The sequence below is a fragment of the Azonexus sp. genome, assembly GCF_036170495.1.
Lineage (GTDB): Bacteria > Pseudomonadota > Gammaproteobacteria > Burkholderiales > Rhodocyclaceae > Azonexus.
Window position 1 is genome coordinate 1 of record NZ_JAVHPH010000361.1, and the last position, 8,772, is coordinate 8,772.

The window sequence follows — 8,772 nt, forward strand, 5'->3', positions numbered from 1 at the left end:
GTATAGCTCGGAAATATCGCGCTTCTGCCCTACCAAATATCTCAGTTCTTCTTAGTCGGGGGTTCCCGCCTGTTTCATGTTTCGGTCAATCTTGCTGGCGAGGCTTTTGTAGAGATCGGTTCTTTTCATGGGGAGGCTCGGGTGCGTGGCGGTGTTGGTCACCGCCACTAGGTAGCAGCCGGCCGGCGGCAGGCTGACAAGCGTGAAGCGCGATTACCGCCGCGTCAGCAGCAGGCCACACTCCAGATGGTGCGTGTAGGGGAACTGGTCGAAGACGGCGGAAGCGGCGATCTGATGGGTGTCTTGCAGCGCCGTCACGTTTTCGAGCAGGGTCTGCTGGTTGCAGGAAATGTACAGGATGCGGTCGAAGCCACGGGCCAGTTCGAGCGTCACGGCGTCCAGCCCGCTGCGCGGCGGGTCGACGAAAAGCGTGGCGTGGCGGAAGAGTTCGAGGTCGATGTCCTTCAGGCGCGTGAATTCTTCGCGGCCGGACAGGGCGTTGCTGAATTCCTCACTCGACATGCGGGCGATGGCAACGTTTTCGACGTTATTGGCAGCCAGGTTGTACTGGGCGGCATGGACGGAGGATTTGCTGACTTCGGTGGCGAGCACCTTGTCGAAGAGCGGGGCCAGGGCGATGGTGAAGTTGCCGTTGCCGCAGTACAGCTCGACCAGATTGCCGCCAATGCCGGCCGCCTGCTGGCAGGCCCAGCCGAGCATTTGGCGATTGACGCCGCCGTTGGGCTGGGTGAAGCTGCCTTCGACCTGTTGGTAGCGTAGCTGGCGGCCGTTCAGTTCGAACTCTTCGAGCACCCAGTCGCGTTCCAGCACCCGCTTCTGGCCACGGCTGCGGCCGATGAGTTGGATGCCCAGTTCGGTCGCCATGTCGTGGGCGGCGGCGGCCCAGTCTTCATCGAGTGTGCGGTGATAAATGAGTGTGACCAGCATGTCGCCGCTCAAAGTCGCGAGAAAGTCGGCCTGGAACAAGCTGCGGCGCAGTGTTGGGCTGGCGGCCAGGCGGTCGCGCAGGCGCGGCATGAGCGCGCAGATCGATTCGGCGGCGGGTGGGAAGCTGTCGAGCGCGATCGGCACCTTCGGGTCTTCCGGGTCGAACATTGCATAATCCAGCCGGTCGCCATCGTGCCAGATGCGGAATTCGGCGCGAAGCCGGTAATGCAGCGGCGCCGACGCATGGGCAACGGTATTGCTCACGCCGAGCGAGGCGAAGGTTTGCTCGAAATGGGCGAGTTTGTCGGCGAGTTGGGCCGGATAGATGGCGGGATCGTAACTGGGGAGAGGCATGATTTTTCTGGGTATTTTGGCGGCGGCCAAACCGAATATCGGGGGCAACCGTGAGCGAAGGGCGAAATATACGCTGCTCCGCGGGGCAAGTGGAGTATTGCGCTGGCCGGGCATTTGAAATGGGGATGACCTGTTGCAAAGTGTCGTCATGGTGGCATTTTTGGTTTTCAGCCGGTATAAAATCCGGGTCTCCCGATGGGACATCAACCCTCCTTAGGATTGTCATGAACGTCGCTCCCCGAATTGTGAATGCCCTTGTTGCGGCCCTATTACTTGTTTTGGCGCTGCTTCTGCCCTTGCCTTCGCTGGCCAACGATCATGGCGGCGGCGGTGGCGCGCCGGAACCGATGGTGTTTACGGTCAACCTTGGAAAAGAAAACTATCTGCAGTTCGGGCTGATTCTGGAACCCGCCAAGCCCGAAGCCGTGGGGGCCATCGCCGCCTACAAACCGCGGATCCAGCACGAGATTATCCTGCTGCTGTCCGGCAAGGAAGTGGACAAACTGCGTACGCTGGAGGGCAAGAAGGCGCTGATCGAGGAAATTGTCGAACTGGCCAACCACGCTATCCATGAAGACGAGAAGACGGGTGTCCAGGAAGCCTTGTTTACCCGATTCCTGATTCAGTAAATTGGAGCGTTATTTCCGGTGAGGTCGTATCCGGCCCCTGTCGAGGCTGCTCTGGATGCCGTGGCCGAGCATCTTCGCCATGTCCGCAGCGCCCTGTTCATTACTGGCGCCGGCATTTCTGCCGATTCCGGTTTGCCGACCTATCGCGGCGTTGGTGGTCTGTACGACAGCGAGGCAACCGAGGATGGCTTGCGCATTGAAGACGCGCTGTCTGGCGATGTTTTTGCCACGCACCCTGAAATTACCTGGAAATACCTGATCCAGATCGAAGAGAACTGTCGCGGCGCCAAACCAAACGCCGCCCATTTGGCTATTGCCCGGTTGGACGAGCATCTCGACCGGGTCGTGGTGTTTACCCAGAACGTCGATGGCCTGCATCGTCTGGCCGGGAGCCGCGAAATCATTGAGATCCATGGCAACCTGCAGGCGCTGGAATGCACCGAATGCAGCCATGAAGAGGCCGCTGCCGACCTGGGCAGCAGGGAAGTGCCCCCCTTGTGTCCGGCGTGCGGCGGGGTCTTGCGGCCGAAGGTCGTGCTTTTCGGCGAAGCCTTGCCCGAGGAGCCGCTCGACCGCTTTATCGACGCCTTCCAGGAAGGTTTCGACATCGTTTTTACCATTGGGACGTCAAGCATTTTTCCCTATATCACCCAGCCGGTCGTGCTGGCGGCCGGCAGCGGTATTCCGACCGTGGAAATCAATCCGGCGCGAACCATGCTTACTGAGATCGTCGATTATTACCTGCCGCTCGGCGCTGCCGAAGCGATGACCGCACTCCTTGAAAGACTCGGTCTGGCGCCGCACGACGCCTGATCCGTTGGGAATTTCCAACACATTTTTTCAGGCAATTGGTGCGGTGCACAAAAAGCTGTTGACAAGCAGTTTTGGGTGAATAGAATGGAGTCATGCTGCGGCGCAACATAAAAGGCCAAGGCGACTAAATCACCCAACCTCAGGAGATTCACCATGTTCACCAAACCCGAAGATTTCGCCAAGTCCGGCATCAATTCCGTTCTGTTCTTCGCCAACACCACCTTTGATGGCATCGAGCGTCTGGCCCTGTTGAATCTGGCCGCTGCCCGTTCCGTTTTCGAAGGCGCCATGGCCAACGTCAATGCACTGCTCGGCGCCAAGGATGTCCAGTCTTTCGTCAGCATCCAGAAAGAACTGGCTTCGCCGTCCATCGACAAGGGCATGGAATACTCGCGTAACGTGATCGCCATCGCTACCGAAACCAAGGACAAGCTGGCCAAGGAAGTTGAAACCAAGGTTGCTGAAAACACCGCCAAGGTTTCCGGCCTGGTTGAAAAGGCTCTGGCTTCCGCTCCGGCTGGTTCCGAAGTCGCCGTCGCTGCCGTCAAGACCGCGATCAAGTCCGCCAACGAAGCCTACGAAGGCCTCAACAAGGCTGCCAAGCAGGCTGCTGAAGTGGCTGAAGCCAGCGTTGCTGCTGCTACCAGCGCCACGATGAAGGCTGCCAACGTTGTTGCCGCTCCGAAGGCTACCAAGAAGGCTGCCTAAGCGTATTGTGCCTGGATGTCAAAAGCCGCAGCCAGTCTGCGGTTTTTGATTAAAAAGCCCTTGCTTATCAAGGGCTTTTTTATTTTCGACACGTGAAGGATTTCGCTATGCCACCTAGCCACGCGCATACCAAGGCTGAAGCCATCCACGAGGCCTTTGAGGTTTTCGAGGCGGCGCAGCACCATCAGCCGGACGCCCATGAAAAGGCCCGCCTGGTTTCGGACACGATCAAGGAGTGGGAGCATGCAGAGGTTGATGCCCTGCATGCGGGCGATACAGCGGCCTGATCGGGCTGGCTGAAAAGACAACCGGGCCGGCTCAGTATCGAGCTCGCCCGGTTTTTCTTATTTGCGCGGCGCTTTCATCGGCTTGCCCTTGCCACCGCGGTTGCCGCGGCAGATTTCCAGGCGTTCGCCCTTGAGCTTGCCGGCGACGCCATTGACGACTGGAATGATGTCTTCGAGCGCCGTCTTGCCGGGGGAGGCATCGATCAGCTTGAGGCCGCGGCCTTTCGGCAGCTGGCGGATTTCGTCGGTATTGAAGACGAGCGCCCGCCCATCCTTGGTCACGCAGGCGATTTCGCCTTGTGGTGCCGACGCGAAAACGACTGGCAATTCACCGTCGGACAGGGTCATGAAAGCCTTGCCGGCTTTGCCGCGTGACAGGAAATCGGCGCCCTGGCAGCGGAAGCCATAGCCGCCACTGGCGGCGACCAGATAGAGTGCTTCGTGCTTGATTGCCATGGCCAGACAGGGTTTGCCGCCGTCCTGGAAATCGGCCAGCGAGGTCGCCGGGATGCCATCGCCCTTGCCGCCGGGAATGTCGGAAGCTGGAATCGAGTAGGCGCGGCCCTGGGTGTCGAGCAGGATCAGGCTGTCGACCGTGCGGCACGGCAGGCAGGCCAGGAGCTCGTCGCCGGAGCGGAAGCTTAGTTGCGTCGGGTCGACGCTGTGGCCCTGGCGCGAGCGTAGCCAGCCGTGTCTGGAGACGATCAGCGTGGTTGGTTCGTCGACGATGGAAACGGTCTTGGCGTCCGACATGGTGACCTTGTCGGCGGCTTCGATGAAGGTGCGGCGGTCGTCGCCGTACTTCTTGGCATCGGCCTCGATTTCGGTGGCAACGCAGGCGCGCAGGGCTTCTTCGGAATCGAGCAGCTTGTTGAGGCCGGCCGCTTCTTGGCGCAGCTTGGCCAGCTCTTCGCCGATCTTGATGCCTTCGAGCCGTGCCAATTGGCGCAGGCGGATTTCGAGGATGTCTTCGGCCTGGATCTCGGACAGCTTGAAGTGCGCCATCAGGTCGATCTTGGGGTCGTCCGATTCGCGGATGACCTTGATCACCTTGTCGATGTCGAGCAGTACCGCCAAGCGGCCTTCCAGGATGTGGATGCGTTTTTCGGCGGCGGTCAGGCGATGCCGCGTGCGCCGTTCGACGGTAGCCAGCCGGAACCGGCACCATTCGGCGATCATGCTGTACAGCGAGGCTTGGCGCGGCGAGCCGTTGACGCCAAGGACGGTGAGATTGATCGAGGCGTTGGTTTCCAGGCTGGTATGGGCGAGCAGCATGCGGATCAGATCATCCTGGCCTTGGCGCGACGAAGCGGGCTCGATGACCAGGCGGATGGCGTTTTCCTTGCCCGATTCATCGCGCACGCCGCTTTCCGAAATCGATGACAGGAAAGCTGCTTTGAGATTGAGTTGCTCCGGCGTGAACACCTTCTTGCCGGCTTTTTCCTTGGCCACCGGGTTCGAGCAAGCCTCAATTTCGGACATTACCGTGGCCGTCGAGACGCCCGGTGGCAGTTCGGTGATGACCAGTTTCCATTGCCCACGGGCGAGGTTTTCAATTTTCCACTTGGCGCGCACGCGCAGACTGCCGCGCCCGCTGCGGTAGGTGGCGGCAATTTCCTCGGGCGTCGAGATGATCTGCGCACCGCCCGGGTAATCCGGGCCGGGAATTAGCGCCAGCACGTCGTCTTCGCTGAAATTTGGGTCTTTTATCAGGTTGACCGCAGCATTCGCCACTTCGCGCAGGTTGTGGGCCGGGATTTCGGTCGCCATGCCGACGGCGATGCCGGAAGCGCCGTTGAGCAGGCAGAAGGGCAGGCGGGCGGGGAGCAGGGCCGGCTCGTCGTTGGCGCCGTCGTAATTGGGCTTCCAGTCGACCGTGCCTTCGTCGTGTTCGGCCAGCAGCAGTTCGGCAATCGGCGTCAGGCGGGCTTCGGTGTAGCGCATGGCGGCGGCGTTGTCGCCGTCGCGCGAGCCGAAGTTGCCCTGGCCATCGACGATCGGGTAGCGCAGGCTCCAGTCCTGGGCCATGCGGACCATGGCGTCGTAAACCGAGGAATCGCCGTGCGGGTGGTATTTGCCGATTACGTCGCCGACGACGCGCGCCGATTTGACATGGCGCGGGCTCTTGTACAGGCCCATCCGGTGCATCGCGTAGAGAATGCGGCGCTGCACCGGCTTCTGGCCGTCGGCGGCCGAGGGCAGGGCGCGGCCGGTGACGACGCTCATGGCGTATTCAAGATAGCGGCGGGCCGCGTAGTCGGCCGGCGCGGGAATGTCGGCGGCCGGGCCGCTGGCGGATGGGGGCAGTTCAGGCGGTTCGCCTGGCGACCACTCGGCGGGATGTTCTACGGACGGTTCGCTGAGCCCTTCGGCCGCTAATTCCGGTTGCGCAGTGGCTGGAAGGGCTGCGGTTCCGGTTTCTGTGGCCTGCGGGTTGGCGCTGCTGTCGAAAAGATTAAGCTGGTCGGTCATGGTCTTACGTCTGAATCCTGAATCAAGTCGGCGGCAAATTTATCACGCTGGCGGCGGTTTCGGCTCAAAGAGCGGGAATCGGCTGGCTGGAATGCCCTGCGCATGCTACTAATAAAGGGTTGAAACAACAGATTCGGGCTTGGTCATGGAGCATTCCGGCATGCAGATCGCCCGGCAGTCGCCGGCCGAGGCGTTAGCTGCGCTGGATAGTGCAGCCGATGGTCTGAGCACTAGGGAAGCAGCGCGCCGGCTCGAGGAGTTCGGCCCCAATCGCGTCGAAGCGGCGGCGCGGATGCCCTGGTGGCTGAGCCTGCTCGGTGAATTCACCCACTTTTTTGCCTTGATCCTGTGGTTTGCCGTCATTCTTGCCTTCGCCGCCGCCTATCTACAGCCGGGTGAGGGCATGTTCGAGCTTGGGCTGGCCATTCTCGGTGTCATTCTGGTCAATGGCGGCTTTTCCTTCTGGCAGACCTATCGCGCCGAGCAGGCGCTGGCAGCGCTCGAAAAGCTCCTGCCGCAGCGCGTCAAGGTGCGTCGCGACGGCCAGGAAGTGGACATTTCGGCCGAGCAACTGGTGCCCGGCGACATCTTACTGCTGAGCGAAGGGGCCAAGGTGCCGGCCGATTGCCGGCTGGTCGAAAGCTGGGGGCTGCGCGTCAATCTGTCGACGCTGACCGGTGAAACCTACCCGAAGGCGCGCCGCGAAGCGGCCGAGACGGCCGCCGCCTTCGACCCGCTGGCCGCCCATTGCCTGCTGCTGGCCGGCACGCTGGTCGTTTCCGGCGAGGGCCGTGCCGTGGTGTACGCCACCGGGATGCGGACCGAGTTTGGTCACATCGCGCATCTGACCCAATCGACCGGCGATACCGAGTCGCCGCTGCAAGGCGAAATCCGCCGGGTGTCGCGGCTCGTGGCGATGCTGGCGCTTGGCCTTGGCGTCATTTTCTTCCTGCTTGGCCAGGCGATTGGCCTGCCTTTCTGGGCCAACATGATGTTCGCCATCGGCATCATTGTCGCCAACGTGCCGGAAGGCCTGCTGCCGACCGTGACGCTGTCGCTGGCCCTGGCCACCCAGCGCATGGCCAGACGCAATGCGCTGGTCCGCCATCTGCCGGCAGTCGAAACGATGGGCTGCGCGACGGTGATCCTGACCGACAAGACGGGCACGCTGACGCAGAACCGGATGGCGGTGCGCGAATGGTTTGCCGGCGGTCGCCACCACCTCGCGGCCGAGCGCTGGCCGGCGGCGCGCGAGCCGCACCTGCGGGCCGTTGCCCGTTATTGCCAGAGCCTGAAATTTACGGATGGCCAGCCGAATGGCGACCCGATGGAGATCGCGCTCTGGCAGTTTGCCGGCGAACTGCCGATGGCCTGGAAATTCGCCGGCGAAATCGCTTTCGATGCCGAGCGGCGGCGCATGTCGGTCTATAGCCGCGCGGCGGATGGTAGCGGCGTGCTGCTCTGCAAGGGCGCGCCGGAAAACATCTTGCCGCTATGCACGACCTGGCTGGCCGGCAATACCCTCAAACCGCTCGATGCCGATGCCCGCGACAACTTTCGGCAGGCCCACGAAGACCTGGCCAGCCGTGGCCTGCGCGTCATTGCCTGCGCCTGGAAGCCGCTGGCCGCCAACGAGGCGCCGAACGAAGAGGGCATGGCCCTGTGCGGCCTGATCGGCCTCGAAGACCCGCCCCGGCCGGATGTTCATGAGGCGGTGGGCCGCTGCCATTCGGCCGGCCTGCGCGTCATCATGTGCACCGGCGACCATCCGCGCACGGCGCTGGCGGTTGGCCGCGAAATCGATATGATCCGCAGCGCATCGCCACGCGTCATGACCGGCGACGAGGTCCGCCAGATGAGCGCCGCCAGCCTGCAAATTGCCCTCGATGCACCCGAGGTGATCTTCGCCCGGGTCACCGCCGAGCAGAAAATGATCATCGTCCAGGCCCTGCAGGCCAAGGGCGAGATCGTCGCCGTTACGGGTGATGGCGTGAACGACGCCCCGGCCCTGCGCATGGCCGACATCGGCATCGCCATGGGCCTCTCCGGCACCGACGTGGCGCGCGAGGCGGCCGACATCGTGCTGCTCGACGACCATTTCGGTACCATCGTCAACGCCATCGAGGAAGGCCGGGCGGTCTATGAAAACATCCGCAAATTCATCACCTACATCCTGACCTCGAACATCCCCGAGCTGATTCCCTACCTCGCCTTCGTGCTGTTCCGCATCCCGCTGCCGCTGACCGTGATCCAGATTCTCGCCGTCGATCTCGGCACCGACATGCTGCCGGCCCTTGCCCTGGGTGCCGAAAAACCGTCGGCCGACGTCATGCAGCGTCGGCCACGGCCGCGAGCCGAACGCCTGCTCTCCGGCGGCCTGCTCGCCCGCGCTTACCTCTTCCTCGGCCCGCTCGAAGCGCTTGGCGCCATGGCCACCTTCTTCTTCGTGCTGCACGGCTTCGGCTGGCACTACGGCGAAATGCTGGCGCCCGGCGACCCGCGCTATCTGCAGGCCACCTCGGCCTGCCTGATGGCCATCGTGCTGGCGCAGATGGTCAATC

General features: G+C 62.4%; 7 protein-coding genes. 5 read left to right on the forward strand and 2 right to left on the reverse strand.

What is annotated here, in order from left to right; genetic code table 11:
* Window positions 1-213: 213 nt before the first annotated feature.
* Window positions 214-1,302: a tRNA (uridine(54)-C5)-methyltransferase TrmA gene (trmA, locus tag ADADOO_RS13280; protein WP_511277981.1), complete on the reverse strand. Its 1,089-nt coding sequence runs from the start codon at window positions 1,300-1,302 to the stop codon at window positions 214-216.
* 224 nt (window positions 1,303-1,526) lie between these two features.
* Between trmA and ADADOO_RS13285 the strand changes: the two genes are divergently transcribed.
* From ADADOO_RS13285 to ADADOO_RS13300, 4 genes are all read left to right on the forward strand, one after another.
* Window positions 1,527-1,931: a flagellar basal body-associated FliL family protein gene (locus tag ADADOO_RS13285; protein ID WP_511277982.1), complete on the forward strand. Its 405-nt coding sequence runs from the start codon at window positions 1,527-1,529 to the stop codon at window positions 1,929-1,931.
* Window positions 1,932-1,991: 60 nt separating this feature from the next.
* Window positions 1,992-2,744, forward strand: coding sequence for an NAD-dependent deacylase (locus ADADOO_RS13290; protein WP_511277983.1), 753 nt, complete (start codon window positions 1,992-1,994; stop codon window positions 2,742-2,744).
* 153 nt (window positions 2,745-2,897) lie between these two features.
* The gene (locus ADADOO_RS13295) at window positions 2,898-3,452 is read left to right on the forward strand and encodes a phasin family protein (RefSeq protein ID WP_511277984.1); all 555 of its coding nucleotides are present in this window, start codon (window positions 2,898-2,900) and stop codon (window positions 3,450-3,452) included.
* Between the two features lie 107 nt (window positions 3,453-3,559).
* A complete protein-coding gene (locus ADADOO_RS13300; RefSeq protein ID WP_511277985.1) occupies window positions 3,560-3,739 on the forward strand; it encodes a hypothetical protein in 180 nt (59 codons plus the stop codon).
* Between the two features lie 57 nt (window positions 3,740-3,796).
* On the opposite strand, the gene parC is transcribed toward ADADOO_RS13300, so the two are convergent.
* Window positions 3,797-6,211: a DNA topoisomerase IV subunit A gene (parC, locus tag ADADOO_RS13305; protein WP_511277986.1), complete on the reverse strand. Its 2,415-nt coding sequence runs from the start codon at window positions 6,209-6,211 to the stop codon at window positions 3,797-3,799.
* Between the two features lie 160 nt (window positions 6,212-6,371).
* Between parC and ADADOO_RS13310 the strand changes: the two genes are divergently transcribed.
* Window positions 6,372-8,772: cation-translocating P-type ATPase (locus ADADOO_RS13310; RefSeq protein WP_511277987.1), on the forward strand; the 2,401-nt coding region annotated here is incomplete at its 3' end.

What these genes read in the sequence shown, in the direction of transcription:
- ADADOO_RS13300 (WP_511277985.1), top strand. Translation starts at nt 3,560, where the DNA reads ATGCCACCTAGCCACGCGCATACCAAGGCTGAAGCCATCCACGAGGCC.
- ADADOO_RS13295 (WP_511277984.1), top strand. Translation starts at nt 2,898, where the DNA reads ATGTTCACCAAACCCGAAGATTTCGCCAAGTCCGGCATCAATTCCGTT.
- ADADOO_RS13285 (WP_511277982.1), top strand. Translation starts at nt 1,527, where the DNA reads ATGAACGTCGCTCCCCGAATTGTGAATGCCCTTGTTGCGGCCCTATTA.
- trmA (WP_511277981.1), bottom strand. Translation starts at nt 1,302, where the DNA reads ATGCCTCTCCCCAGTTACGATCCCGCCATCTATCCGGCCCAACTCGCC.
- parC (WP_511277986.1), bottom strand. Translation starts at nt 6,211, where the DNA reads ATGACCGACCAGCTTAATCTTTTCGACAGCAGCGCCAACCCGCAGGCC.